Here is a 26301-nt window from a genome sequence, read left to right as displayed (position 1 = left end):
ACTCACGGCCGTTCGGCGTCAGCAGGCCGGCTCCGACCTTCGGCCAAGCCCGTTCCTGACAGCCAGGCGCGCGGGGCCGCTTCCCAGCCCCCCGCTGTGGGCAGCTGGGCCGCCAGGGGCGATGGAGGTCCCCCCTGCTCGAGCGAAGCCGAGAGCTTGGGGGAGGGTGGGCACAGCCCCGGCCGACGGTGCCGTCGCGGTGTGGGCAACGCGTCCGGGCGCCGGTCAGGGGCGCGTCGCGCGGCGCAGGCGGTGGCGGAGGGCCCGCTGGGCCACCGGGCCCAGGTCGTCCAGGGCCGCGGCCAGGGCGGCCAGTTGTTCCAGGGCGTCCAGGGCACGCTCGGCCCCGGCGCGGTCGACGCCTTCGTACAGTTCGATGCCGACGAAGGACGCCGCGACGGCGCGGGCCAGGCCGACGGGGTCGGTGAAGTCGCCGAGGGGGGTCGAGCCGAGGACGCGCACGAGGACCTGCTCGACCTCGGTGACCCACAGGGAGAGGCCCGCGGCCGTCGCGGCGGCGAGCCGCGGCTGCGTCTGCGCCCCGGCGAGCAGCTGGGCGAGCACCGCCACATGCCCCGCCTCCCGCTCCTCCTCGTGCATCTCCCGCCCGAAGGCGAGGAGTTCGGTGAGGGAGGAGATCGCGGCGAGCCGCTCCCGGTAGCGGCCGACCCGCTGCTCCGTGGCGTACCGGCACGCCTCGGAGAGCAGTTCGTCGACGGACCCGAAGTGGTAGAAGACGAGCGCCTGGTTCACCCCGGCGGCCGCCGCCACGCTCCGCGCCGACGTCTTGGCGATCCCCTGCTCGGTGAGCGTCCGCACGGCCCCTTCGAGGAGCTTCTCCCGCGTCCCGGGCCCCGCCTGCGCGCGGCTCACGCGCGCACCTCCTCGCGCACGGGCCGCAGCCCGTCCCGCACCCCGCACTCCCGCACGTCCCGGTACACCGCCGCGAACGACCCCTCGTACCCGAACAGCGGCCCGAAGTACCGGTTCACGACCCGCACCCGGATCCGGAAGCGCCCGGACCGTTCGTCGTAGGACTCGCGCACCTCCGCGTCGCCCCCGATGACGTCGGGCACAGGCACGTCCACCGGGCCCTCGCGGAACCGGTGCGCCCCGGACCGGATGACGAGCGACCCGTCGGGCCGCGCGGAGAAGTGCAGGTCGCTCGCGAGGTGCTGATGGGTGCCCAGGTAGTCGAGCACCCGGTCGCCGCGGGGGCCGAGGACCATCTGGGCGTCGAAGCGCCGGGCCCTGCCGGGCAGTCGGAAGGTACGCACGAAGGTCACCGTCTCACGGCCGAAGGAGTCGGCGTACGGCACGTTCTCGATGGTGAAGGGGATGTTCCGGCCCGCGCGCGGGACGAGGATGTTGCGGGTCGCGCCGACCGCGAGGAACGGCTTCACGAAGCTGCCCCCGTGCCAGATCCGGTCCATCACGCCCTGCCCGATGCACGCCTCACCGCTGTCGAGCCCGACGGAGAAGCGCCGCTGGAGCGCCGGGTGCAGGCGCTCGAAGTCGGCGCCCATCACGGTGCGGAAGATCGACGTCATGCGGGCTGCTCCTCGGAGTCGGCCGGGCGGTCGGCGAGTGCGGTGAGGCGGTCAGCGGGTGCGGTGAGGCGGTCAGCGGGTGCGATGAGGCGGTCGGCGGGTGCGATGAGGTGGTCGGCGGGTGCGATGAGGCGGTCGAGCAGGCGTGGGGCGCGCACGGACGCGGGGGGCGTGCGCAGGCAGCGCCGCGCCGCCGGAGTCGTCGGCAACGGCGGCACGACGCACAGGAGGACGGCGGCGGCGAGCGCGGCCATGAGCGCGAACACCACGCCGACCGCCGGCCCGGCGAGGAGCCCGGCCGCCACGGCCACCGATGCGCGGACGACGACCTCGCAGAGGCCGTGCGCGAGCCCCCGCCGAGGGCTGATCCCGCGCTCGAGCCACAGCCGCAGCCGGTCGAAGGACCAGGCCGTCGCCCAGCCCATCAGCGGCCGCAGCGCGAAGCGGTCGGCGAGCGCCCCCGCCCGCCCCCACCGCGGCCGGTAGTCGTAGCCGGTGAGGAAGCGGACGCCGTCGTCCGTCGGTACGTAGCGCCAGTAGCCGCTGCCCTCGGCGAGCAGCGACAGCGGGTGCGGCGAGGCGAAGCGGAGCGCCGAGGTCCGGGTCCCGTCCGGGCGGCGCTTCTCGCCGGCGCTGACGCCGGTCCCGGTGATCGTGAGGAAGGGCAGGACCCGCGTCGCGTACCGGAAGCGCTGTGGCGCCCCGGGCTCGTCGGGCAGGTGGTCGATCTCCGTGAAGCGCAGGTCCCAGCGCTGGTGGGACGCGGGCTCCTGCGTGCGCTCCCACAGCGCGTCGAGGTCGGCGCGGATCAGCGCCTCGACGTACAGACTCGGCGGACTCCCGTAGCCCATCACAAACCCCCAGGCAGACCCCTGTTTGAGCGACTGCTCAAATCGTATGGGCGGCAATCTACAGCGAGTTTGAGCAGTCGCTCAAGTACGGGTCCGGCGGCTCGCCGGGGGGGGAGGCACCACTCCGCGCGGGCATGCGAAAAGCCCCCGCCGGGTCTCCCTGGCGGGGGCTTGAACGGCGGCCGGAGCGGCCGCGGCGATCACGCGGACAGGTGGCGCTCCACCGTCTCGACCTTGGAGGTCATCCCGTCCGTCACGCCCGGACGGATGTCGGCCTTGAGGACGACGGAGACGCGCGGCGCCCGTGCCTCGACGGCGGCGACGGCGCGCTTGACGACGTCCATCACCTCGTCCCACTCGCCCTCGATCGACGTGAACATCGCGTCGGTCCGGTTGGGCAGACCGGACTCGCGGACGACGCGGACGGCGTCGGCGACGTACTCGCCCACGTCCTCGCCGACGCCGAGCGGCGTCACGGAGAAGGCGACGATCATGCGTTCACGACCCCTTCGCGGCGGGCGCGCGAGGCCATGACCGCGGCCTCGGCCTCACGCTTCAGCTTGCGGTCGGCGAAGAAGCCGCCGGCGGGCAGCACGGAGAGGACGAAGTAGAGGATGCCCGTCTTGGCGTCCCACTTGGTGCGGTTCCAGGCGTCGAGCCAGAACAGGACGTACAGGATGAAGAGCAGGCCGTGGATCATGCCCATCGCCGGGACGGCGTTGAAGTCCGTGGTCCGCTTCAGCACCGAGCAGACGATGAGCAGCAGGAAGGACACGGCCTCGGGAATGGAGACCAGGCGGAGGCGGCGGAGTGCGGAGGCGGTCTTGATGTCCACGGGTCACCTTCGGGGCGGGGGCGGCGTCGATCTTGTGAACGGATGCACAAGCGCCCCCATTGTGGCATCAGGGACTCCTCGGGGAGTTTCCGGGGTCCGGTCAGGGTCGGTGACCCTGTCGCCGGGGACCGCGCTGCGGATACCTTCGCCTTCGTGGCTACGTTCCGATTGCAGGGCAGCAGAATGCTCGCCGTCGACATGACCGGCGACGCCGTCAAGGCAAAGAACGGCTCGATGGTCGCCTACGACGGCACGATGATCTTCAAGAAGCTGACGGGGGGCGGCGAGGGCATCCGCGGCATGGTCACGCGGCGCCTCACCAACGAGCAGATGACGGTGATGGAGGTGAAGGGGCACGGCACGTGCTGGTTCGCCGACCACGCGACGGAGATCAGCCTGGTCGGGCTCCAGGGCGAGAAGCTCTATGTGGAGTCGAGCAATCTCCTGTGCGCCGACGCGAGCCTGCGCACGGGCACGACGTTCACGGGCCTGCGCGGCGCGACGCAGGGCAACGGCGTCTTCACGACCACGGTCGAGGGCACGGGCCAGGCGGCCCTGATCTCGGACGGCCCGGCGGTGATCCTGCGCGTCACGAAGCAGTACCCCCTCCATGTGGACCCGGGGGCGTACGTGGCGCACCAGGGCAATCTCAAGCAGAGCTTCCAGTCGGGCGTGACCTTCCGCACGCTCATGGGAGAGGGCGGCGGCGAGGCCTTCCAGATCCGCTTCGAGGGCGAGGGCCTCGTCTACGTCCAGGCCAGTGAGCGCAACACGATCGCGGGAGACGTGTGACATGCCGTTCCGTGAGGTCAACGCGAAGATGGTCGAGGCGACCGTCCAGCCCGGCACCAAGATGTTCAGCCAGCGCGGCGCCATGCTCGCCTACAAGGGAGACGTCTCCTTCACGCCCAACGTGGGCGGCGGGCAGGGCGGCCTGATGTCCATGATCGGGCGCAGGCTCGCCGACGAGTCGGTCCCGCTGATGACGGTCGAGGGCAGCGGCACGGTCATGTTCGGGCACGGCGGCCACCATGTGCACGTGATCAGCCTGACCGGCGACACGATGTACGTGGAGGCGGACCGCCTGCTCGCCTTCGACGGCACCCTCCAGCAGGGCACGATGTTCCTCGGCTCGCAGGGCGGCGTCCTCGGCATGGTGCGCGGCCAGGTCTCGGGCCAGGGCCTTTTCACCACGACCCTGAAGGGCCACGGCGCGGTGGCCGTGATGGCGCACGGCGGCGTCGTGGAGCTGCCGATCACCCCCCAGCGCCCGGTCCACGTCGACCCCCAGTCGTACGTGGCGCACCACGGCGACGTGCGCAACAAGCTGTCCACGGCGCTCAGCTGGCGCGACATGGTGGGCCGCGGCTCGGGCGAGGGCTTCCAGCTGGAGCTCAGCGGCAATGGCGTGGTGTACGTCCAGGCATCGGAGGAGAAGCTGTGAGCACGCCCGTGATCTTCGACCCGATGACGCTGCCGAGCGACGACAACGTCAACGCGTACACCTTCTGCGTGGAGCTGACGGGCAGCCAGTGGTTCCTGCAGAAGGGCAAGATGATCGCCTACTACGGGCGCATCGACTTCAACGGCATCGGTCACGGCCGCCTGGACCGCCTCGTGCGGACGTCCTTCCACTCGCCGCTGCACGCGAGCGACTGGGTGGTGGCCGAGGGCGAGGGCAAGATGCTGCTCGCCGACCGCGCCTTCGACGTGAACTCGTACGACCTGGAGGACGGCAACCTCACCATCCGCGCGGGCAACCTCCTCGCTTTTCAGCCAACTCTCGCGCTGAAGCAGTCCATTGTCCCCGGTTTCCTGACCCTGATCGGCACCGGCAAGTTCGTGGCGGTGTCGAGCGGTCCCGTGGTGTTCATGGAGCCGCCGATCCGGGTGGATCCGCAGGCGCTCGTCGGCTGGGCGGACTGCCCCTCGCCCTGCCATCACTACGACCACCAGTACATGACCGGCGTGATCGGCGGCCTGCGGGCCCTCACCGGGATCGGCGGCACCTCCGGGGAGGAGCACCAGTTCGAGTTCGTGGGCGCGGGCACGGTGCTGCTGCAGTCCTCGGAGGCGCTGATGGCGGAGACGGCGACGGGCGCGGTGCCGCACCAGGACGGGGTGCCGGGCGGCGGGGGCGGCCAGGGCGCCCAGGGCTCATCGGGACAGCGGGGGCAACATGGCCAACGTGGACAGCAGTCGCAGGGACCGCGCCTTCCCGGACAACTAGGGGACCTCCAGCGTCGCTTCGGCCTGTGAGCGGTAGTCTGCGGAGTGTGACGGCGAACGCCTGTACCCCTCGAAATCCGAGGGGTGCGAGGCGTGTCACACCCCGACACTCGTTCACCATTCAACTTCTTAGGTAGAATCGATTCCATGGAGACCGAGACGGCCCCGCAGTGGCTGACCGACGAGGAACAGTGCGCCTGGCGCACCCACGTGGAGGTCAACAGGATGCTGACGTACCAGCTGGAGAAGGATCTCCAGCCGTTCAACCTCACCATGAACGACTACGACATCCTCGTACATCTCTCCGAGTCCGAAGACCACAGGATGCGTATGAGCGACCTCGCGGCCGCCACCCTGCAGTCCAAGAGCCGGCTCTCCCACCAGATCACCCGCATGGAGAACGCGGGCCTGGTCCGCCGGGAGAACTGCGAGTCCGACCGACGCGGCCTCTTCACCGTGCTCACCGACGAGGGCATGGACACCATGAAGCGCGTCGCACCGCACCATGTCGCCTCCGTGCGGCAGCACTTCGTCGACCTGATCTCACCCGAGGCGCTCGGCGACCTCCACAAGGCGCTGACGCCGATCGCGGAGCACCTGCGCGGACTGCGCGGCAAGCCATAACGCTGTCGCTGTGCCGTAGCGGGGCAGGGCGGGCGAACCCCGCCGCTCCAGCGCTCCCCTGGAAGAGCACTGTCACACTGCGGGCCGCCAGTGGCTGGTCGCGCAGTTCCCCCCGCCCCTTCGGGGCGCTCACGTACCGCGAGGCTCAGCGACAGGCAGACGCAGCACGAAGACCGCTCCCCCACCCGGGGCGCCGTCGACCGTGAGCGTCCCGCCATGGCGCGCGGCCACATCGCGGGCGATGGCGAGACCGAGACCCGCGCCTCCCTCATCACGGCTGCGCGCGTCGTCGAGCCGTACGAACCGCTCAAAGATCCGTTCCCGCTCCTGCGGCGGCACTCCGTCGCCGTCGTCCGCCACCTCGAGCACGGCCCAGTCCCCGTCGGCCCGTGCGGTGACCACGACCCGGGAACGGGTGTGCCGCTGCGCGTTGGTCACGAGGTTGCCGAGAACCCGCGCCAACTGACCGCGGGAACCGGCCACTTCGACACTCTTCAGCTCCGTCGTCACAGCCACCCGGTCCCCCGTGCGCTGCGACAGCTCCTCACGGGTCAGGGCCGCCAGATCCACCCGGCCCTGACCCGGCTTCTCACCGGCGTCCAGGCGGGCGAGCAGCAGCAGGTCGGCGGCCAGCTCCTGGAGGCGCACGGTGTCCTCGACGGCGCCGGGCACATCGAGGAGGTCCGGGTGCGCGGCGCCCACCTCCAGCTGGGTGCGCAGCGAGGCGATGGGGCTGCGCAGCTCGTGGGAGGCGTCGGCGACGAAACGGCGCTGGCGCTCCACCGAGGTCTGCAGGGCCGCCAGGGTCTCATTGGTGGTCCGGGCCAGGCGCGCGATCTCGTCGTGCGTGTCCGGCTCGGGCACCCGGCGCGCCAGGTCCTCGGACGCGGTGATCGCTGCCATCTCGGCGCGGATCGCGTCCACGGGCCTGAGCGCGCGGCGCGTGACCAGCCAGGTCACGCCCGCGATCACGGCGAGCAGGACCGGGAAGCCGATCAGCATCGCGGTCAACGCTGTCTTCACGGCGCTCTGTTCGGCGGCCAGGGGGGCACCGGCGTGAATGGTCAGCTCGCCCCGCGACTCGGTGTCCACGCGCACGGCGACGAAGCGGTAGTCCGCGGTCTCGCCGTCCACCCGCGCCGAGCCCTCGCTGACACGGGTCCTGTCGGAGATGGCGCCGGGGCCGTCCTCAGCGGCGTCCTCGGCGGCGTCCTCCGCGGCCTCCCTGCGGTCCTCGGCGGCTTCGCTCTCGCTGTCGGAGTCGTCGCCGTCGTCAGCGTCATCGGCGTCGTCGGAGTCGGTCTCCGTCGGCGTGGGCTTCGGCTTCTGCGAAGCCGTCGGCTTCGGGGACTTCGAGGTGCCGGGCTTCGGGGTCCGGGCGGCGGGATCGGGCCGTACGGCACTGACTCCCGTACCCGTCACACTCTCCAGGTCGTCGCTGGCCGCGACCAGGCGGCCCTTCTCGTCCACGACCTGGACGGGGTTGTCCTCGCCGTCGGGCAGCTCCAGCTTGTCGTAGGCGGTGCCCACCGCGAGCCGCACCGCCACCTTGCGGGCCGCCGACTCGGCCTGCGAGTCGGCCTGGTCGATGAGGCTCGCGCGCAGCGAAAGGAGCACGGCGGCGCCCGCGGCGACCAGGGCGAGCGCCACGACGAGGGTCGCGCCCACGGTCGCGCGGGCGCGCACGGAGCCGAAGAGCCGCCTCATCGGGGAGCCTCCAGTCGGTATCCGGCGCCGCGGACGGTCTTGATCAGCGGGGCGCCGAGCTTGCGGCGCAGCGTGCTCACGTACACCTCGACGATGTTGGGGTCGCCCTCGTACGCGAAGTCCCAGACGTGGTCCAGGATGTCGGCCTTGGACACCACCTGGCCCGCCTTGACCAGGAGCTGCTCCAGGACGGCGAACTCCTTCGCGGTGAGGGTGATCTCCGTGCCGGGCCCGTCCTCGCCCGCGCCGCGCACCACGCGCCGGGCGGCGGTGTCGATCCGCAGGTCGCCCAGGGTGTGGACGGGCGAGGGGGACGCGGCGCGGCGGCGCAGCAGGGCCTTCACGCGGGCGACGAGGACGACGTACGAGAACGGCTTGGTCAGGTAGTCGTCGGCGCCGGTGTCCAGGCCCTCGGCCTCGTCGTACTCGCCGTCCTTCGCGGTCAGCATCAGGATCGGTACGTCGTGTCCGGCGGCGCGCAGGGTCGAGCAGACGCGGTAGCCGTTCATGCCCGGGAGCATGATGTCCAGGATCAGCAGGTCGTACGAGCCCTCCGTGGCGCGGTGCAGACCGTCCACGCCGTCGTGGACGACGTCGACGGCGTAGCCCTCGGCCGTCAGGCCCTTGGCCAGGGAGAGGGCAAGTCGCTTCTCGTCTTCCACGATCAACAGGCGCATGCGTTCAGGATGCCTGAGCCAACCTGAAGAGTTCTTCAGGCTCCTTCAGGAGGGCTTCAGGAACGTTCAGGCACCTTGGTTCTCGTCGGAACGGACGGCCCCGCAACGGGGCCAACCACTCGGGAGGAACCCTCATGAAGCGCAACATCGTCATCGCCACCGTCGTCGCCGCCACGCTCGTCGGGGGCGGGACCGCGACGGCCTTCGCGCTGGGCGGCGACGACGAGTCGTCGGCGGCCGGCAAGTCCAGTGTTCAGCTGAAGCACGACGACAGCAGGGTGAACGAGGACCGGGACGACGCGGACGACGCCGCTGAGGACGCCGCCGACGCCGCGGACGACGCCCGGGACCGCCGGGACGACGCCCGGGACGACCGGGACGACGACCGCGACGACGCTCGTGACGACGACCGGGACGACGCGGACGACGCCCGTGAGGACGCCCGTGAGGCCCAGGGCGACAAGGCCGAGAACGCCGCCGAGGCGAAGGGCGCGAAGGTCGACGCCGCCGAGGCCGTCGCCGCCGCGCTGAAGGCGAAGCCCGGCACTGCCGTCTCCGTCGACCTCGACGACGAGAACGGCGGCCTGATCTGGGACGTCGACGTCCTCGGCAAGGACGGGCGCACCTGGCACAGCGTCCAGGTCGACCCGGGCACGGGCAAGGTCCTCGGCTCGCACGTCGAGCGGGACGACGACGGGGACGACGCCGCGGAGGCCTCGCGGATCGCGGCCGCCCTCAAGGGCTCCTCGGTCACCGCGGGCGAGGCCGCGAAGGCTGCCGCCGACAAGGGCAAGGTGACCTCCGTGGACGTCGACGACGACGGCGCCCGCGTGAACGTCTGGGACGTCGAGACCACCTCGGCCGACGGCACCGAGGCCCACTGGAACGTGGACCTCAAGACCGGCAAGGTCACCGCCGACCGCTACGACGACTGACCTCTCCCCGTCTGAGCCGCACCCCCACCCATGAGCCAGCCCCCGCCACTGCCCCCCGGTGGCGGGGGCTTCCCCTGCCCGCGACCGGGGCCCTTCGCGCACGACCGGGGGCCGCCTAGGCCGACGTCAACCCCTCCACCAGGGAATCCGCCGCCGCATAAGGATCCAGCTCGCCCGCCACGATCCGCTCCGCCAGCGCCCCGAGGCGTACGTCGCCGTGCAGGTCGGCGATGCGTTCCCGCAGTGCGGTGACGGCGATCGCCTCGACCTCGCCCGCCGCGCGGGTGGCGCGGCGGGAGGCGAGGACACCGCGCTCCTCCATCCACGCCCGGTGCTTCTCCAGGGCCTCGACGAGTTCGTCGGTGCCCTCGCCGCGGGCGGCGACCGTCTTGACGATGGGGGGACGCCAGTCCCCGGGGGAGCGGGACTCGCCGAGGCCGAGCATGTGGTTCAGCTCGCGCGCGGTCGCGTCCGCGCCGTCACGGTCGGCCTTGTTGACGACGTACACATCGCCGATCTCCAGGATTCCGGCCTTCGCCGCCTGGATGCCGTCGCCCATGCCGGGCGCGAGCAGGACCACCGACGTGTCGGCCTGCGCGGCGATCTCCACCTCGGACTGCCCGACGCCGACCGTCTCCACGAGGATCACGTCGCAGCCGGCCGCGTCGAGCACGCGGATGGCCTGGGGGGCGGCCCAGGCGAGCCCGCCGAGGTGGCCGCGGGTGGCCATGGAGCGGATGTAGACGCCGGGGTCGGACGCGTGCTCCGACATCCGGACGCGGTCGCCGAGCAGCGCGCCGCCGGAGAACGGCGACGACGGGTCGACGGCGAGCACCCCGACCCGCTTCCCGGCCCGCCGATACGCGCTGACCAGCGCCGACGTGGACGTCGACTTGCCGACACCGGGCGATCCGGTGAGCCCGACGACGTACGCGTGCCCGGCCAGCGGAGCCAGCGCCGCCATCACCTCGCGCAGCTGCGGCGACGCCCCCTCGACCAGCGAGATGAGCCGGGCCACGGCCCGCGGCCGGCCCTCGCGGGCCTGCGCGACGAGGGAGGGGACGTCCTGCATTGCGGCTCCGTTCCGTACGTTACGTGGACGAGTCGAGCGTCAGCGGAGGGGTGAGGGAGGGGCCGGGGCGAGCGGGAAGCGCGCCCCGGGCGACCGTCTCAGCTCTTGGCCACCTTCAGGATGAGCGCGTCACCCTGGCCACCGCCGCCGCACAGCGCGGCCGCGCCGACGCCGCCGCCGCGCCGCTTCAGCTCCAGGGCCAGGTGCAGCACGAGCCGGGCGCCGGACATCCCGATCGGGTGACCGAGGGCAATGGCCCCGCCGTTGACGTTCACCTTTTCCGTGGACACCCCGAGGTCCTTCATTGACTGGACCGCGACGGCGGCGAAGGCCTCGTTGATCTCGATGAGGTCGAGGTCGTCGACGGTCAGGCCCTCCTTCTTCAGGGCGTGCCGGATGGCGTTCGACGGCTGCGACTGGAGGGAGTTGTCGGGGCCCGCGACATTGCCGTGCGCGCCGATCTCCGCGATCCAGGCGAGGCCGAGCTCCTCGGCCTTGGCCTTGCTCATCACGACGACGGCGGCGGCGCCGTCGGAGATCTGCGAGGCGGTGCCCGCGGTGATGGTGCCGTCCTTGGCGAAGGCGGGGCGCAGCTTGCCGAGCGACTCGGCGGTGGTCTCGGCGCGGATGCCCTCGTCGCGGGAGACGAGCACCGGGTCGCCCTTGCGCTGCGGGACCTCGACGGGGGTGATCTCGGCGTCGAAGGTGCCGTTCTTCTGGGCGGCGGCGGCGCGCTGGTGGGAGAGGGCGCCGATCTCGTCCTGCTCGGGGCGGGCGATGCCGAGGCGGGTGTTGTGCTTCTCCGTGGACTCGCCCATGGCGATGTTCTCGAAGGGGTCGGTCAGGCCGTCGTGGGCCATCGCGTCGAGCATCTCGACGGCGCCGTACTTGTAGCCCTCGCGGGACTTGGGGAGCAGGTGCGGGGCGTTGGTCATGGACTCCTGGCCGCCCGCGACCACGATGTCGAACTCACCGGCGCGGATCAGCTGGTCGGCGAGGGCGATGGCGTCCAGGCCGGAGAGGCACACCTTGTTGACGGTGAGCGCGGGGACGTTCATGGGGATGCCCGCCTTGACGGCGGCCTGGCGCGCCGGGATCTGCCCCGCCCCGGCCTGAAGCACCTGCCCCATGATCACGTACTGCACCTGGTCGCCGCCGATGCCCGCCCGGTCGAGCGCCGCCTTGATCGCGAAGCCGCCGAGGTCCGCGCCGGAGAAGGACTTGAGCGAGCCGAGCAGACGCCCCATGGGCGTGCGCGCGCCCGCGACGATCACTGAGGTGGTTCCGGTCGTTCCAGACATGTGGCACGGCCCCTTCCAGCTGGGGAGCTGAGGAGAGTGAACGAGGGTTTACTCGAATGTACTGAGCGGTACGGCGCACGTCACCGGGCAGCCGGTGTGATCGCGCGCACGTTGCGTAATCACGGTCGGGGGCGCTGCACTTGAGGCATGCTGACGCGAATCGACCACATCGGGATCGCCTGCCGGAACCTCGACGAGACCGTCGAGTTCTATCGTGCTACGTACGGTTTCGAGGTGTTCCACACCGAGGTCAACGAAGAGCAGGGCGTGCGCGAGGCCATGCTGAAGATCAACGAGACCTCGGACGGCGGCGCCTCCTACCTCCAGCTCCTGGAGCCCACCCGGGAGGACTCCGCCGTCGGGAAGTGGCTGGCCAAGAACGGGGAGGGCGTGCACCACATCGCCTTCGGCACCGCCGACGTCGACGGTGACGCCGCGGCCATCAGGGACAAGGGCGTCCGGGTGCTCTACGACCAGCCGCGCATCGGCTCCATGGGGTCCCGGATCACCTTCCTGCACCCCAAGGACTGCCACGGAGTCCTCACCGAACTCGTCACTTCCGCACCCGCCGAACAGACGGAGCACTGACCCCCACATATCCGGGCCGGTAGGGTTGGGGGCGGCCGTCCGCATCTTGGGCGGTCGCTTGCCGGGGTCCGGGTTTCGGGGGACGAGCATCGGGGCAGCAGCCCGAGCTCCACTGTTGATCTGACACCATTCCCCGGGGGCCCCGTTCGGCGGATGGACGGGGCTCGTACGTCAGGGACATGAGACCAGGATGGGGTCTCCCCTGCTCGAGCGAAGCCGAGAGCTTGGGGAAGGATGGGACCGCGCAGTGCGGGGCTACGAGAGCCAGGACAGCCGACGACCGGCTGAGGCCGACCATCTCTCACGGTTCGAGGCCGAGATGGACCGGCTGAAGACCGAGCGGGAGAAGGCCGTCCAGCACGCCGAGGACCTCGGCTACCAGGTCGAGGTGTTGCGCGCCAAGCTGCACGAGGCGCGCCGCAACCTCGCGTCCCGGCCTGCCTACGACAGCGCCGACATCGGCTATCAGGCCGAGCAGCTGCTGCGGAACGCGCAGGTGCAGGCCGAACAGTTGCGCGCCGACGCCGAGCGCGAGCTGCGCGACGCCCGCGCCCAGACGCAGCGCATCCTCCAGGAGCACGCAGAGCAGCAGGCCCGGCTGCAGTCGGAGCTGCACTCGGAGGCCGTATCGCGGCGCCAGCAGCTCGACCAGGAGCTGAACGAGCGCCGCCAGACCGTCGAGTCGCACGTCAACGAGAACGTGGCGTGGGCGGAGCAGCTGCGCGCCCGCACCGAGCAGCAGGCCCGCCGCCTCCTCGACGAGTCGCGCGCCGAGGCCGACCAGGCCCTCGCCGCCGCCCGCGCCGAGGCCGAGCGCGTCGCCGAACAGGCCCGCCAGCGGCTCACCGCGGACGCCGAGAGCGCCCGCGCGGAGGCCGAGGCGCTCCTGCGCCGGGCCCGCACCGACGCCGAGCGCCTGCTGAACGCCGCCTCCACCCAGGCCCAGGAGGCCACCGAGCACGCCGAGGCGCTGCGCTCGTCCACCGCCACCGAGTCCGACCAGGCCCGCCGCAAGACCGCCGAGCTGAGCCGGAGCGCCGAGCAGCGCATGGCGGAGGCCGAGACGGCGCTGCGCGAGGCGCGCGCGGAGGCCGACAAGGTCGTCGCCGAGGCCAAGGAGGCGGCGGCCAAGCAGCTGGCGTCCGCCGAGGCCGCGGGCGAGCAGCGCACGCGTACGGCCAAGGAGCAGGTCGCCCGGCTCGTCGGCGAGGCCACCAAAGAGGCCGAGGCCGCCAAGGAGGCCGCCGAGCAGAAGGTCCAGGACGCCCGCGCCGAGGCCGAGAAGCTGATCGCGGACGCCGCGGAGAAGGCCCGTTCGATCACCGCCGAGGAGACGGCGTCGGAGATCGCGAAGGCCGCGCGGACCGCCGAGGAGGTCCTGGACAAGGCGTCCGAGGAGGCGAAGGCGACCACGCGCGCCGCCGCCGAGGAGGCCGAGCGGGTCCGCGCGGAGGCGGAGGCCGAGGCCGACCGGCTGCGCGGCGAGGCGCACGACATCGCCGAGCAGCTGAAGGGCGCGGCGAAGGACGACACCAAGGAGTACCGCGCCAAGACGGTCGAGCTGCAGGAGGAGGCGCGGCGGCTGCGCGGCGAGGCCGAGCAGCTGCGGGCCGACGCGGTCGCCGAGGGCGAGAAGATCCGCGGCGAGGCCCGGCGCGAGGCCGTCCAGCAGATCGAGGAGGCGGCGCGCTCCGCCGAGGAGCTGCTCGGCAAGGCCAAGGCCGACGCGGAGGAGGCCCGGCAGGCCGCGACCACCGAGGCCGAGCGGGTCCGCACGGAGGCCATCGAGCGTGCCACCTCCCTGCGCAAGCAGGCCGAGGAGACCCTGGAGCGCACCCGCGCGGAGGCCGAGCGGCACCGCACGGAGGCCGCCGAGCAGGCCGAGACGGTCAAGTCGGAGGCGCAGACCGCCGCGCAGTCGCTGCGCGAGGAGACCGAGCGCGCGGTCGCGGCCCGCAAGGCCGAGGCCGACACCGAGCTGACCCGGCTGCACACGGAGGCCGAGGAGCGCCTGGCCGCGGCGGAGCAGTCGCTGAGCGACGCCCGCTCCGAGTCCGAGCGGATCCGCCGCGAGGCCGCCGAGGAGACGGAGCGGCTGCGCACGGAGGCCGCCGAGCGGATCCGGGCGCTGCAGTCGCAGGCGGAGACGGAGGCCGAGCGGCTGCGCACGGAGGCCGCGGCGGACGCCTCGCAGGCGCGCGCCGAGGGCGAGTCGGTCGCGGTGCGGCTGCGTTCGGACGCGGCCGCCGAGGCGGAGCGCCTGAAGACCGAGGCGCAGGAGTCCGCGGACCGGGTGCGCGCGGAGGCCGCCGCGGCCGCCGAGCGGGTCGCCGCGGAGGCCGCCGAGGCCCTGTCGGCCGCGCAGGACGAGGCGGTCCGGCGCCGCCGCGAGGCCGAGGAGACCCTGGGCGCGGCGCGCACGGAGGCCGACCAGGAGCGGGAGCGGGCCCGCGAGCAGAGCGAGGAGCTGCTCGCGTCGGCGCGCAACCGTGTGGAGGAGGCCCAGGCCGAGGCGGTCCGTCTGGTCGAGGAGGCCGAGGCGCGGGCCACGGAGCTGGTGTCGGCGGCCGAGCAGAAGGCCCAGTCGGTCCGGGACTCGGTGTCGGGGCTGCAGGAGCAGGCCCAGGAGGAGATCGCGGGGCTGCGGTCGGCGGCCGAGCACGCCGCGGAGCGCACCCGCAGCGAGGCGCAGGAGGAGGCGGACCGGGTCCGCGCCGACGCGTACGCGGAGCGGGAGCGGGCCGGCGAGGACGCCAGTCGTACGCGCAGTGAGGCGGCGCAGGAGGCGGAGGCCGCCAAGGCCCTTGCCGAGCGCACGGTCGCGGAGGCGATCGCGGAGTCCGAGCAGATGCGGTCGGACGCGTCCGAGCACGCCCAGCGGGTGCGCACGGAGGCGTCGGACACCATCGCGACGGCCGAGCAGGACGCCGCCCGCACCCGTGCCGACGCCCGCGACGACGCCAACCGCATCCGCAACGACGCGGCGGCCCAGGCCGACACCCTGATCGGCGAGGCCCGCAGCGAGGCCGAGCGCCTGACGGCGGAGACGATCGCCGAGACCGACCGCCTGAAGGCCGACACGGCCGCCGAGGCCGAGCGGGTGCGGGCCGAGTCCGTGGCGAAGGCCGAGCAGCTGATCTCGGACGCCTCGGGCGACGCCGAGCGGCTGCGCGCGGAGGCCGCGGAGAACGTGGGCTCGGCGCAGCAGCAGGCCGAGCGGATCCGCAGTGACTCCGCACGCGTCAAGGAGGAGGCCGACGCCGAGGCCGAGCGGGTCACGGCGCGGGCACGCGAGGAGGCCGAGCGCACCCTCGACGAGGCGCGCAAGGAGGCCAACAAGCGGCGCACGGAGGCCGCGGAGCAGGTCGACACGCTCATCACGGAGGCCGCGGCCGAGGCGGAGAAGCTGACGGCGGACGCCCAGGAGAAGGCGCTCAAGTCGGCGACGGACGCGGAGGCGCAGGCCGACACGATGGTCGGCGCGGCCCGCAAGGAGGCCGAGCGTCTGGTCGGCGAGGCCACCGTCGAGGGCAACTCGCTGGTGGAGAAGGCGCGTACGGACGCCGATGAGCTGCTCGTCGGTGCCCGCAGGGACGCGACCGCGATAAGGGAGCGCTCCGAGGAGCACCGCGACCGCATCACGACGGAGATCGAGGAGCTGCACGAGCGCGCCCGGCGTGAGTCGGCGGAGGCGATGAAGACGGCGGGCGAGCGCTGCGACGCGCTGGTCAAGGCCGCCGAGGAGCAGCTGGCGGAGGCCGAGGCGAAGGCCAAGGAGCTGGTCGCGGACGCCAATTCGGAGGCCAGTTCGGTGCGTATCGCCGCCGTGAAGAAGGCCGAGGGCCTGCTCAAGGAGGCCGGGACGAAGAAGGCCGAGCTGGTGCGCGAGGCCGAGCGGATCCGCGACGAGGCGCGGACCGAGGCGGAGCGGGTGGTCGACGAGGGCAAGCGGGAGCTTGAGGTCCTCGTGCGGCGCCGCGCGGACATCAATGCGGAGATTTCCCGTGTCCAGGACGTGCTCGAGGCGTTGGAATCCTTTGAGGCCCCGCAGACCGGGGGCAAGGACGGTGGCGTCAAGGCGGGGGCCGCTGCGGGTGCGACTCGTTCGGGTGGCAAGCCGTCAGAAGGCTAGCCACGGAGCCTGTTCCGTGCTCGGCGAGGACCTTCGGCACTGTCGCTGGCAAGCAGTCTGCCGGTTAGCCACTCAAAAGGGGTGTCATTCTCCAGATCAAACGGGCATACGCTCGATGACACGCCGCAACGCCCCCTAGGATTCCCTCTATCACCTCACCCGGTCTCATTCGACAGGAACCCCATGAGCGACACTTCCCCCTACGGCTTCGAGCTTGTGCGGCGTGGGTACGACCGCGCTCAGGTGGACGAACGTATCTCCAAGCTCGTCTCCGACCGAGACTCCGCTCTCACCCGTATCACTGCTCTGGAAAAGCGCATCGAGGAACTCCACCTCGAGACGCAGAACGCCCAGGCTCAGGTGGCCGACGCCGAGCCGTCGTACGCCGGGCTCGGTGCTCGCGTCGAGAAGATCCTCCGCCTCGCCGAGGAGGAGGCGAAGGACCTGCGCGAGGAGGCGCGGCGCGCCGCCGAGCAGCACCGTGAGCTCGCCGAGTCCGCGGCCCAGCAGGTGCGCAACGACGCCGAGTCGTTCGCCGCCGAGCGCAAGTCCAAGGCCGAGGACGAGGGCGTCCGCATCGTCGAGAAGGCCAAGGGCGAGGCGAGCGCGCTGCGCGCCGAGGCGCAGAAGGACGCGCAGTCCAAGCGCGAGGAGGCGGACGCCCTCTTCGAGGAGACCCGCGCCAAGGCCGCCCAGGCCGCGGCCGACTTCGAGACGAACCTCGCCAAGCGGCGGGAGCAGTCCGAGCGCGACCTGGCCTCGCGTCAGGCCAAGGCCGAGAAGCGCCTCGCGGAGATCGAGCACCGCGCGGAGCAGCTGCGCCTGGAGGCGGAGAAGCTGCGCACGGACGCCGAGCGCCGCGCCCGCCAGACGGTGGAGACGGCACAGCGTCAGGCCGAGGACATCGTCGCGGACGCGAACGCCAAGGCGGACCGGATCCGCAGCGAGTCGGAGCGGGAGCTCGCCGCCCTCACCAACCGCCGCGACTCCATCAACGCCCAGCTGACGAACGTCCGCGAGATGCTCGCGACGCTCACCGGCGCGGCTGTCGCCGCCGCGGGCACGCCCGCGGAGGACGAGCCGATCTCGCGGGGGGTCCCGGCCCAGCAGAGCCGCTGACGCGGAGAGCGCCATCACGGGGTGAACGACGACGGAGCCCCCTGCCACGCCGAGTGGCAGGGGGCTCCGTCCCGTCTTAGCGTGTGCGCATGATCGAGCTCGAGGGTCTCACCAAGCGGTACGGCGAGAAGGTCGCCGTCAACAACCTCACCTTCACCGTCCACCCGGGCACCGTCACGGGCTTCCTCGGGCCGAACGGCGCGGGCAAGTCGACGACGATGCGGATGATGCTGGGGCTCGACAACCCGACCGCGGGCGACGTGCGCATCGACGGCAAGCACTACGCCCAGTTGAAGGACCCGCTGAAGTACATCGGCGCGCTCCTCGACGCCAAGGCCATGCACGGCGGCCGCAGCGCCTTCAACCACCTGCTGTGCCTCGCGCAGTCCAACGGCATCCCGCGCGCCCGGGTCCACGAGGTCCTGGACACCGTCGGCCTGACCGCGGTCGCCAGGAAGAAGGCCAAGGGCTTCTCGCTCGGCATGGGCCAGCGCCTTGGCATCGCGGGCGCGCTGCTCGGCGACCCCGAGATCCTGATGTTCGACGAGCCGGTGAACGGGCTCGACCCCGAGGGCATCCACTGGATCCGCAATCTGATGAAGTCCCTCGCCACCCAGGGCCGCACGGTCTTTGTGTCCTCGCACCTGATGAGCGAGATGGCGCTCACCGCCGAGCACCTCGTCGTCATCGGTCAGGGACGGCTGCTCGCCGACACCTCCATGTCGGAGTTCATCCGGCAGAACTCGCGCTCCTACGTCCGGCTGCGCTCCCCGCAGCGCGAGCGGCTCCTCGACGTGCTGCACGAGGCGGGCATCACCGCCGTCGAGGCGGGCAACGGCACCCTCGAAGTGGACGGCGCCGGCTCCGAGCAGCTGGGCGAGCTGGCCGCGCAGCACCAGCTCGTCCTGCATGAACTCAGCCCGCAGCAGGCCTCGTTGGAGGAAGCGTTCATGCAGCTCACGGCCGAGTCGGTGGAGTACCACGCGCACGCGGACCACCAGCCGCCCACCGCCGACCCCGGTTCGCCGCCGGCCGGCGGGACTCCCCCGGGCCAGAGCTGGGGCGCCACCTGGCAGCAGCCGGGGAAGGGGAACTGAGCCATGGCCGCGACGCAGGTACTCAGGTCGGAGTGGACCAAGATCCGCTCGGTGGCCTCGACCGTCTGGACGCTCGGCCTCGCCGTCGTCGTCACGATCGCCCTCGGCATGCTGATCAGCATCCTGTCGAAGAACGACTACGACAACCTCAGCCGCGAGGACAAGATCACCTTCGACCCGACGTACATCAGCTTCGCCGGGATGTCGCTCGGCCAGCTCGCGATGATCGTCTTCGGTGTCCTCGTGGTCTCCAACGAGTACAACACCGGCATGATCCGCACCTCGCTCGCGGCGGTCCCGCAGCGCGGCACGTTCCTGTTCAGCAAGGTCGCGGTCGCCGCGCTGCTCGCGTTCGTGGTCGGCATCGCCACCAGCTTCGTCGCGTTCTTCCTCGGCCAGGCGATGCTCGGCGAGTACAAGGCGCACCTCGGCGATCCGGGCGTGCTGCGGGCGGTCATCGGCGGCGGGCTCTACATGACGCTGATCGCGATGTTCTCGATGGGCGTCGCCGCGATGCTGCGCAGCCCGATGCTGTCCCTCGGCATCCTGATGCCGTTCTTCTTCCTGATCTCCAGCATCCTCGGCAACGTCTCGGCGACGAAGAAGATCGGACGCTTCCTGCCCGACCAGGCCGGCAGCAAGATCATGCAGGTCAAGTCGCCCTTCGACGACGACACCCCGTACGGCCCCTGGGGCGGCCTCGGCATCATGGTGGCGTGGACGGCCCTGGCCCTGCTCGGCGGCTACGTCCTGCTGAAGAAGCGCGACGCCTGACGCGCCCGCCTCAGCCTGCCCCCCGCCCGTCCCCCGGCGGCAGCAGGTCGTCGAACCGCGACCAGCCGCCCCACCGCCACACGTCCTTGTCCAGGTCCGGCTCAAGCGGTACGAAGCGGCCCAGCTCGAAGTCCCCGGCCTCCAGGTCGAACCAGCGCTCGTCCGCGACCTCCGTGCCCAGGCGCACCGTGCGCGCGCTCAGCCGGACGAGCAGCTTGACCCCGCTCGACCGCGACAGGTCCTTGCCCTGGATCTCGCGGAACGGCAGCCGCGGCACCGGGGCCTCGATCGGTATCCACACGGTGAAGGGCGCGCCGCGCTCCACGGCGAGCCAGTAGCGCTCGTCGGCGGGTTCGCCCTTCTCGTCCAGGACCTTCAGCCACTTCTTGTAGATGACGAGGCTGCCGTCGTGCGGTGAGGGCTCCAGGTAGCGCAGGTGCGCCCGGGCCCTGAGGTCGACGACGGACAGGTTGTCGAAGCGGTTGTAGAAGCGGATGGCGATCACCGCGTCCTGGCCGCTCGCACAGCGCAGCGCGTAGTCGGGAAAGTCCGTGGTCCTGGCCTGGGAGATGCTCGCGCGCCGCCGCCAGACGAAGGGCCGCAGCGCGAACATCTTGATCAGCACGATGCCGAGGAGGACCGCGGGGGCGAGTGCGCCGGTGATCGAGGCGACGGTCGCGAGCAGTTGCTGCGCGGTGTTGTCGCGCTGCGGTTCGAGGTTGTCGGTGCCGACGCAGGCGCGCAGGACCGTGAGCGCCAGGTCGAGGATCCGCTCCTGGCCGCCGAAGCGGTCCGCGAGGGACTCCTTCGAGTTCTCGGCGAGGGTCCACAGCGCCGCGACCAGGGCGGAGAGCGCCGCGAGCGCCGCCAGCGCCATCAGGAGCAGCGAGTGGACGGAGTGACCGGCGATCCACCAGCGAACGGATGTGCGGTACCGCGGATGCGGACCCCGCCCTGATCCAGTCGACCGCAGCACCACCGGCCTCAAGTCCCCTCGTTCTCCGACCAGTTGGAGAGACAACCTAGAATGGACTGGCATCTTTCCCGGCGAACGTCCCGAGCAATCGCACCGCGGGAGACGAGGGCAGGCATCGGTGCGGCCGGACCCTGCGTGGCAGGCTGCGTCTCCGCATCGCGCGACCACCCCGAAAGGCGTCACCGTGACGACAAAGGACCGAAGCCTCGCAGCGCTCGGCTTGGACGACGTGCCGGCGAGACAGCCCCTGACGTACCCCGGACGCCAGATCCCCGGCCCTTCCCTGCTCACCGGCGACGAGCTGCTCCAGCTCGACGTGCGCCCGCGGCGAATCGGCGACTGGCAGGTCAGGGAGCTGGGGGGACAGCCGCTCGACGCCGTCCTCACCGACCTCGGGCAGGCGAGTGCGGGCGACCGCCACCCGGTCATCGCGGTCGGCTCGAACGCCTCGCCCGGCCAGGTCGCGCACAAGCTCACCCGCCTCGGCATCCCGGCGGCGGTGCCGATGGCGCCGGTGCGGGTGGAGGGGATCGCCGTGGGCTGCTCGGGGCACATCAGCCCCGCCGGGTACGTGGCGGCCACTCCGTACGTGGAACGCGCGGCGGTGACGGAGCTCGTCCTGACGTGGCTGGATTCGGCGCAGCTCAAGGCGGTCGACGAGACCGAATTCCCGGACTACCGGCGGGCGGTCCTGCCGGGCGACCGGTTCGCGATGACACTGCCGTCGGGCGAGCGCCTCGGCGGCGCGTACATCTACTTCAGCGCGCACGGCGTCCTCACCGACCCCACCGGCGGCCTGCCGCGGCCGGGCGGCGGCGACCAGGCGACGCTCCTGCGGGCCCTGCTCACGGCATCCCCGCGCCTGGGGGAGCTGGTCGGGCCGGACCCCGAGACCTGGGTGGCCCGCGCCGGAGCCGAGCGTTCCGTGCGCGAGGAGGGCACCCGCGTCTTCGGGGAGGAGGGCTGGGTGCTCCCGCAGACGGACTTCCTGCCGTACGCCGACGAGTCCGCGGAGCTGCTCCGGTACGACGACCTGCCTTCGGCTTGACCGGAGTTTTACTCGCTCTTGGCTGGAACCGTCAGCCCACAGATATCCTCCTAACCCTTACGGGGGCGTGTGCCCCGACGTCCTGAACCATTCGATGGGTGCGGAGAATGATCGAGGCAGTCGGCCTGACGAAGCGCTACGGCGCCAAGACAGCCGTGTACAACCTTTCCTTCCAGGTGCGGCCCGGCACCGTGACCGGCTTCCTCGGCCCCAACGGGTCCGGCAAGTCGACGACGATGCGCATGATCCTCGGGCTCGACGCGCCCTCGCAGGGGCAGGTGACGATCGGCGGCTACCCGTACCGCAAGCTGCCGAACGCGCCCCGCCAGGTCGGCGCCCTGCTCGACGCCAAGGCGGTGCACGGCGGCCGGCACGCCCGCAACCACCTGCTGTGCCTCGCGCAGCTCTCCGGCATCCCGGCCCGGCGCGTGGACGAGGTGCTCGGGGTCGTCGGCCTCCAGGAGGTGGCCAGGAAGCGCTCCAAGGGCTTCTCGCTCGGCATGGGCCAGCGCCTCGGCATCGCCGCAGCGCTGCTCGGCGACCCGCAGGTGCTGCTCTTCGACGAGCCGGTCAACGGCCTCGACCCCGAGGGCATCCTCTGGGTGCGCAACCTGATGAAGTCGCTCGCCGCGGAGGGACGTACCGTCTTCGTCTCCTCGCACCTCATGAGCGAGATGGCGCTGACCGCCGAGCACCTGATCGTCATCGGCCGCGGCCAGCTGCTCGCGGACATGAGCGTCAGGGACTTCATCTCGACGAACTCCGCCGACTTCGCCCGGGTGCGCACCCCCGACACCGACCCGCAGCAGCGCGAGAAGCTCACCGCCGCGCTCACCGAGGCCGGCGGCCAGGTGCTGCCCGAGCAGGACGGCGCGCTGCGCGTCACCGGCCTGCCGCTGCCCCGCATCAGCGACCTCGCGCACGGCGCGGACGTCCGCCTGTGGGAGCTCTCGCCGCACCAGGCCTCGCTGGAAGAGGCGTACATGCGCATGACGCAGGGCGCCGTCGACTACCGCTCCACCGTCGACCAGCGCGCGGGCCTGCAGCAGCAGCTCCCGCCCGGCGCCATGGCGCAGCCGCAGCAGCCCCAGCTGCCGGTGCCCGGCCAGGGCCAGCCCGGCTGGTACGCCCCGCCGCCGCCCCAGCAGGGCGGCCAGCCCTTCGCGATGCCGCAGGGCGCGCCCGCCGCGCCGCCCGCCCCCGACGCGAACCCGTACGCCGCGGCCCCCCAGGCCCCGGCCGCGGCCCCCTCCGCCGCGCCCGACATGACCAAGAGCGCCACCGACAACGAGGAATCCCGATGACCACGCCTCCGACTCCGCAGCAGCCGCAGGCGCAGCCCCAGCAGCCGCAGGACCCGTCGGCCCACGCCGCCCCGGCCCAGCAGCCCCAGCCCCCCGTGCAGCAGCCCCAGCAGGCCTACGCGCACGCCGGGGCCCCGGTGCCGCACGGCGCCCCGGGCATGGCGGGCGCCCCCGCCGCACCCGCGCCCGCCGCCCCGGCCCCGCCGTCGGCCTGGCAGCAGGCGATGAGCAACGCCTACACCTCGCCGATCCCGATCAAGAAGACCAACCTCGGGCACGCCCTCGCCTCCGAGTGGACGAAGATCAAGTCGGTCCGCTCCACGGTGTGGACGCTGAGCATCTTCCTGATCCTCGTCATCGGCATCGGCCTGCTCGCCGTCGCGAACACGCAGGCCGACGACTACCGCGACGTGCCGTTCACGGTCCCGGCGTTCTTCGGCCTGATGCTCGGCCAGATCTGCCTGATCACCCTGGGCGTCCTGGTGACCTCGTCCGAGTACGGCACCGGCATGATCCGCACCACGTTCACCGCCTCGCCGCAGCGCCACCGCGTGCTCGCGGCGAAGGCGCTGATCTTCTTCATCATCGCCTTCGTGGCGTCCGCGGGCTCGATCCTGCTCGTGGGCCTGATGGCGTCGGGCGCGCACAGCGGCCCGGAGGCGGGCGACATCGCCTGGGGCGGCACGGTCGTCAAGGGCGCCCTGTACGTCTCGCTGCTCGGCGTGCTCGCGCTCGCCGTCGGCTCGATGCTGCGCCACTCCGCCGGTGCCATCACGACGATGCTCGGCGTGGTCCTCGTGCCCGCGATCCTGCCGGGCTTCCTCGGCATCTGGGACAGCACCCAGAAGCTCGGCGACAAGATGGCCGACTACAACGCCATCAACTCGCTCGCCAAGATCTTCCGGATCGACGGCCTCGACAGCACCAGCACGGGCACGTCCCAGCTGGTGCTGCTCGTCGTGATCACGGCCGCCGCCGTGATCGGCGCCTTCGCCCTCCTGGAGAAGCGCGACGTCTGACCGGACCGGGCCCGCCCCGCGGGAACGGCCCTAGTACCTCGGCGCGTTACGGGACCGCCGCACCCGCGTGGTGCGGCGGTCCTTCGCGTTCCAGCACGCCGTGTGCCAGTGCCTGCGCTCGTCCACGCCCGAGTGCTCGGGCCAGGCGACCACGTGCGCGAGCCCGGAGGGGATCTCCTGGTCGCAGCCCGGGCAGCGGTAGGTCTTGCCGGCCGCGCTGGCGCCCGCGACGTGGCGCACGCTCCACTCCTCACCCTGCCAGCTCTCGGCGCGCTGGAAGCCGCCGTAACGGCCGGAGGGCTCCGCGCCCTCGGCGGCCTGGCCCGGCCTGGGATCTCCGGCGCCCTTGGGGCGGTTACGACGCGGGGACACGGGACACCTCACGGAAGGGACAGTACTTGGCGTGGCTCGGCTGGACGGGCCGCCGACGGCGGGCGGGGGTATGTCCAGCCTACGCACCGTACCGAGGGGTACACGTCCACCACCAACCCCCACAGATCCCCCCTGCGCCGCGCAGAAAATCTGCCAATCTGCCCGCGAAGCCGTGCCTTTGGCACTTGTCACGCGTTGTTGCCGGTAGGGGAGTGCCTGCGTCGGTGCCAAGGAGGCAGGAAGTTCGATGCGCTTAGGAAGTTTTGTGCTGGCCGCCCAGTTCCCGGGCCAGGGCCACGGGGAAGCACTGCACCGCGCCGTGCGGTCCGTCGAAGTCGCCGAGGAAGCGGGCCTCGAATCGGCCTGGCTCGCCGAACACCACTTCGTGCCGTACGGCACCTGTCCTTCCGCGATCACGCTCGCGGCCCTGCTGCTCGGCCGCACCCGGCGCATCCGCGTCGGCACGGCCGTCAGCGTACTGCCCACCGTCCATCCCGTGGCCCTCGGCGAACAGGCCGCGCTGCTGCACCTCACCTCCGGCGGGCGCTTCTCGCTGGGTGTGGGACGCGGCGGCCCCTGGGTGGACCTGGAAGTCTTCGGCTCGGGCATCGAGGCGTACGAGAAGGGGTTCCCGGAATCCCTCGACCTGCTGCTCAGCTGGCTCAGCGGGGCGGGCCGGGTGGCGGGCCCCGGCGGCCGGTTCGCCTTCCGCGACGTCGCGGTCGTGCCGCGCCCGACGGAGTCCCTGTGCCCGGCCCCGGCCCCCTTCCCGGACCGGCCCGCGCCGCCGGAGCCGGACGGGACCGGGCCGTCCGCGGGCCCCGAGGTGGTCGTCGCCTGCACCTCGCCGTCCAGCGTCCGGCTCGCCGCGGCCCGCGGCCTGCCGATGCTCCTCGGCATGCACGTGGGCGACGAGGAGAAGGCCGAAATGGTGGCGTTGTGGAGCAGGCACGCGCGGGCCGCGGGGCGCACGCCGGACGAGGTGGCGCGGGCCGCGCACGTCTCGGCCGGGGTCGCCCAGATCGCGGACCGGCGCGTGGAGGCCAACGAGACGCTCACGAAGGCGATGCCGGGCTGGCTGAAGTACGGCCTCGACGCCCATGTCACGGTCGACGGCCGCGTTCGCGCCATGCGCGACCCCCTCGGGTACACGGAAATGCTGTGCGGCATCCACCCCGTGGGAACCCCACAGATGTGCGCGGACCGCCTCGCGGCGACCTCCGAACGCACCGGCATCACGCGCTTCGCCCTACTGGTGGAAGGCTCCGGCGACCTCGCGACAACAGAGGAGAACGTACGCCGCCTGGGCAAGGAAGTACTCCCACAACTGCCCTAGCGAAATCCGGAACACCCCGAGGGGAGCGCCCCGTAAGGGGCGCGGGGAACTGCGCGCCCAGCCCCCACAACTCCGCGCCCAAAAAAGAAGGGGCACCGCCCCCAAGGGGCACCCCACACAAGGCGCCCCCGCCAGAAGAAGGCTGCCGCCCCGGACTGAAACACCTCCCGCGTACGGAGCGGCAGCAACTGTCCTCAGCAGTCGCGAAGCTCCGGCGACTGATTCAACAACTGGCCGCGGATCGAAGTGAACTTGGCCAGCCTGTCGTCCGCGGAGCCGTCCAGCGGGAACACCGCCACACGGTGGCAGTTCTGGAATGCCAGGCGGACACCGAAGTGGCGCTGCAGGGCGCCGCGAATCGCGTCACTCGCGAGCGCGCGGAGCAACTGGCCGCGCGCCTGCTCGTCCGGCGGCGGCGTCTGGTTGTCGGCGAACTCGCCGCCGTCGACCTTCAGCTGGGCCACCAGGGAGCTGACCATCTCCCACGCATAAGGCAGGGAGGTCCGGACGCAGTCGACGAATGCTGCTTCGTCGACCTCGCCTCGCTCGGCCTGTTCCAACAGTGCCGGTGAGACGTCGAGCGACATGGGTTCTCCTCTCGCACCCCCAGGGAGCAGGGGCTTACGGACAGGGAAGGAGCTCGCATACGCAGCGTGCACGTGCGACGACCTCCTGCTTATACGGTAGGCAACGGCTCGGTGGACCACCAGGAGATTGGGCGCATAACCGGCCAGGATCGAACGGGTTCATCGCTG

Annotated in this window: 25 protein-coding genes and 1 pseudogene; 14 read left to right on the top strand and 12 right to left on the bottom strand. The window is 72.0% G+C overall.

Annotated elements, in window-relative coordinates; all coding sequences use genetic code 11:
• Window positions 1-225: 225 nt before the first annotated feature.
• The 5 genes and pseudogenes from AB6L24_RS32335 to AB6L24_RS32315 form a co-directional block, all read right to left on the bottom strand.
• Window positions 226-873, bottom strand: coding sequence for a TetR/AcrR family transcriptional regulator (locus AB6L24_RS32335; RefSeq protein WP_405661199.1), 648 nt, complete (start codon window positions 871-873; stop codon window positions 226-228).
• Entirely contained in the window at window positions 870-1550 is a 681-nt protein-coding gene (locus tag AB6L24_RS32330; RefSeq protein WP_405661197.1) for a DUF4166 domain-containing protein, read from the bottom strand. The genes AB6L24_RS32335 and AB6L24_RS32330 overlap by 4 nt, the downstream gene beginning before the upstream one ends.
• Window positions 1551-1669: 119 nt before the next feature.
• Window positions 1670-2401 (bottom strand): annotated as a pseudogene (locus AB6L24_RS32325) (hypothetical protein); the annotation flags it as partial.
• Between the two features lie 200 nt (window positions 2402-2601).
• On the bottom strand, window positions 2602-2895 hold the full coding sequence (locus AB6L24_RS32320; protein WP_087885865.1) for an MTH1187 family thiamine-binding protein: 294 nt from the start codon (window positions 2893-2895) through the stop codon (window positions 2602-2604).
• Window positions 2892-3236 (bottom strand): DUF3817 domain-containing protein, encoded by a 345-nt coding sequence (locus AB6L24_RS32315; RefSeq protein WP_030361247.1) that lies wholly within the window; start codon window positions 3234-3236, stop codon window positions 2892-2894. Before AB6L24_RS32315 ends, AB6L24_RS32320 begins: the two co-directional genes overlap by 4 nt.
• Window positions 3237-3389: 153 nt before the next feature.
• Here AB6L24_RS32315 and AB6L24_RS32310 point away from each other — a divergent pair, with 153 nt between their 5' ends.
• From AB6L24_RS32310 to AB6L24_RS32295, 4 genes are all read left to right on the top strand, one after another.
• Complete coding sequence (locus AB6L24_RS32310) at window positions 3390-4028, top strand: AIM24 family protein (RefSeq protein ID WP_405661194.1); 639 nt, start codon at window positions 3390-3392, stop codon at window positions 4026-4028.
• Between the two features lies 1 nt (window position 4029).
• Window positions 4030-4680 carry an AIM24 family protein gene (locus tag AB6L24_RS32305; RefSeq protein WP_405661192.1) on the top strand — a complete coding sequence of 217 codons (651 nt, stop codon included), beginning with the start codon at window positions 4030-4032 and terminating at the stop codon, window positions 4678-4680.
• On the top strand, window positions 4677-5495 hold the full coding sequence (locus AB6L24_RS32300; RefSeq protein ID WP_405661189.1) for an AIM24 family protein: 819 nt from the start codon (window positions 4677-4679) through the stop codon (window positions 5493-5495). Before AB6L24_RS32305 ends, AB6L24_RS32300 begins: the two co-directional genes overlap by 4 nt.
• Window positions 5496-5612: 117 nt before the next feature.
• Complete coding sequence (locus AB6L24_RS32295) at window positions 5613-6089, top strand: MarR family winged helix-turn-helix transcriptional regulator (protein ID WP_030361243.1); 477 nt, start codon at window positions 5613-5615, stop codon at window positions 6087-6089.
• A gap of 129 nt (window positions 6090-6218) precedes the next feature.
• Here AB6L24_RS32295 and AB6L24_RS32290 read toward each other — a convergent pair whose 3' ends face one another.
• Both AB6L24_RS32290 and AB6L24_RS32285 read right to left on the bottom strand, forming a co-directional pair.
• Window positions 6219-7796 carry a sensor histidine kinase gene (locus tag AB6L24_RS32290; protein WP_405661187.1) on the bottom strand — a complete coding sequence of 526 codons (1578 nt, stop codon included), beginning with the start codon at window positions 7794-7796 and terminating at the stop codon, window positions 6219-6221.
• The gene (locus AB6L24_RS32285; RefSeq protein ID WP_405661185.1) at window positions 7793-8473 is read right to left on the bottom strand and encodes a response regulator transcription factor; all 681 of its coding nucleotides are present in this window, start codon (window positions 8471-8473) and stop codon (window positions 7793-7795) included. The genes AB6L24_RS32290 and AB6L24_RS32285 overlap by 4 nt, the downstream gene beginning before the upstream one ends.
• A 134-nt stretch (window positions 8474-8607) precedes the next feature.
• Between AB6L24_RS32285 and AB6L24_RS32280 the strand changes: the two genes are divergently transcribed.
• Window positions 8608-9408: a PepSY domain-containing protein gene (locus tag AB6L24_RS32280; protein WP_405661183.1), complete on the top strand. Its 801-nt coding sequence runs from the start codon at window positions 8608-8610 to the stop codon at window positions 9406-9408.
• Window positions 9409-9523: 115 nt separating this feature from the next.
• Here the strand turns inward: AB6L24_RS32280 and meaB are convergent, their stop codons facing one another.
• Together meaB and AB6L24_RS32270 are read right to left on the bottom strand one after the other, a co-directional pair.
• The gene (meaB, locus tag AB6L24_RS32275) at window positions 9524-10480 is read right to left on the bottom strand and encodes a methylmalonyl Co-A mutase-associated GTPase MeaB (protein ID WP_385712246.1); all 957 of its coding nucleotides are present in this window, start codon (window positions 10478-10480) and stop codon (window positions 9524-9526) included.
• Between the two features lie 98 nt (window positions 10481-10578).
• Window positions 10579-11781, bottom strand: coding sequence for an acetyl-CoA C-acetyltransferase (locus AB6L24_RS32270; RefSeq protein WP_380847780.1), 1203 nt, complete (start codon window positions 11779-11781; stop codon window positions 10579-10581).
• A gap of 147 nt (window positions 11782-11928) precedes the next feature.
• Between AB6L24_RS32270 and mce the strand changes: the two genes are divergently transcribed.
• The 5 genes from mce to AB6L24_RS32245 all read left to right on the top strand — a co-directional run bounded on the left by mce (window position 11929) and on the right by AB6L24_RS32245 (window position 19491).
• The gene (mce, locus tag AB6L24_RS32265; protein WP_030361237.1) at window positions 11929-12369 is read left to right on the top strand and encodes a methylmalonyl-CoA epimerase; all 441 of its coding nucleotides are present in this window, start codon (window positions 11929-11931) and stop codon (window positions 12367-12369) included.
• A 247-nt stretch (window positions 12370-12616) separates the two neighbouring features.
• Entirely contained in the window at window positions 12617-16501 is a 3885-nt protein-coding gene (scy, locus tag AB6L24_RS32260) for a polarized growth protein Scy (RefSeq protein ID WP_405661179.1), read from the top strand.
• Between the two features lie 183 nt (window positions 16502-16684).
• Window positions 16685-17620: a cellulose-binding protein gene (locus tag AB6L24_RS32255; RefSeq protein ID WP_030361235.1), complete on the top strand. Its 936-nt coding sequence runs from the start codon at window positions 16685-16687 to the stop codon at window positions 17618-17620.
• A gap of 89 nt (window positions 17621-17709) precedes the next feature.
• A complete protein-coding gene (locus tag AB6L24_RS32250; protein WP_405661177.1) occupies window positions 17710-18717 on the top strand; it encodes an ABC transporter ATP-binding protein in 1008 nt (335 codons plus the stop codon).
• Window positions 18718-18720: 3 nt separating this feature from the next.
• A complete protein-coding gene (locus tag AB6L24_RS32245; RefSeq protein WP_030361233.1) occupies window positions 18721-19491 on the top strand; it encodes an ABC transporter permease subunit in 771 nt (256 codons plus the stop codon).
• Window positions 19492-19501: 10 nt separating this feature from the next.
• Here the strand turns inward: AB6L24_RS32245 and AB6L24_RS32240 are convergent, their stop codons facing one another.
• On the bottom strand, window positions 19502-20368 hold the full coding sequence (locus tag AB6L24_RS32240) for a hypothetical protein (RefSeq protein ID WP_405661175.1): 867 nt from the start codon (window positions 20366-20368) through the stop codon (window positions 19502-19504).
• 283 nt (window positions 20369-20651) lie between these two features.
• Here AB6L24_RS32240 and AB6L24_RS32235 point away from each other — a divergent pair, with 283 nt between their 5' ends.
• The 3 genes from AB6L24_RS32235 (at window position 20652) to AB6L24_RS32225 (ending at window position 23838) form a co-directional block, all read left to right on the top strand.
• Entirely contained in the window at window positions 20652-21515 is an 864-nt protein-coding gene (locus AB6L24_RS32235; RefSeq protein WP_405661173.1) for a hypothetical protein, read from the top strand.
• 107 nt (window positions 21516-21622) lie between these two features.
• Window positions 21623-22819 (top strand): ATP-binding cassette domain-containing protein, encoded by a 1197-nt coding sequence (locus tag AB6L24_RS32230; RefSeq protein WP_405661171.1) that lies wholly within the window; start codon window positions 21623-21625, stop codon window positions 22817-22819.
• Between the two features lie 158 nt (window positions 22820-22977).
• Complete coding sequence (locus tag AB6L24_RS32225; RefSeq protein ID WP_405663486.1) at window positions 22978-23838, top strand: ABC transporter permease; 861 nt, start codon at window positions 22978-22980, stop codon at window positions 23836-23838.
• A gap of 30 nt (window positions 23839-23868) precedes the next feature.
• Here AB6L24_RS32225 and AB6L24_RS32220 read toward each other — a convergent pair whose 3' ends face one another.
• Window positions 23869-24210 (bottom strand): ATP/GTP-binding protein, encoded by a 342-nt coding sequence (locus AB6L24_RS32220; protein ID WP_405661169.1) that lies wholly within the window; start codon window positions 24208-24210, stop codon window positions 23869-23871.
• Between the two features lie 247 nt (window positions 24211-24457).
• On the opposite strand from AB6L24_RS32220, the gene AB6L24_RS32215 reads away from it, so the two are divergent.
• The gene (locus AB6L24_RS32215) at window positions 24458-25546 is read left to right on the top strand and encodes an LLM class flavin-dependent oxidoreductase (RefSeq protein WP_405661166.1); all 1089 of its coding nucleotides are present in this window, start codon (window positions 24458-24460) and stop codon (window positions 25544-25546) included.
• A gap of 194 nt (window positions 25547-25740) precedes the next feature.
• On the opposite strand, the gene AB6L24_RS32210 is transcribed toward AB6L24_RS32215, so the two are convergent.
• On the bottom strand, window positions 25741-26133 hold the full coding sequence (locus tag AB6L24_RS32210) for an SCO5389 family protein (protein WP_016643275.1): 393 nt from the start codon (window positions 26131-26133) through the stop codon (window positions 25741-25743).
• Between the last annotated feature and the right edge of the window lie 168 nt (window positions 26134-26301).

It is taken from the genome of Streptomyces sp. RK9, assembly GCF_045070545.1.
Taxonomy (GTDB): Bacteria; Actinomycetota; Actinomycetes; order Streptomycetales; family Streptomycetaceae; genus Streptomyces; species Streptomyces alboflavus.
This window is presented reverse-complemented; position numbering and strand designations above follow the sequence as displayed.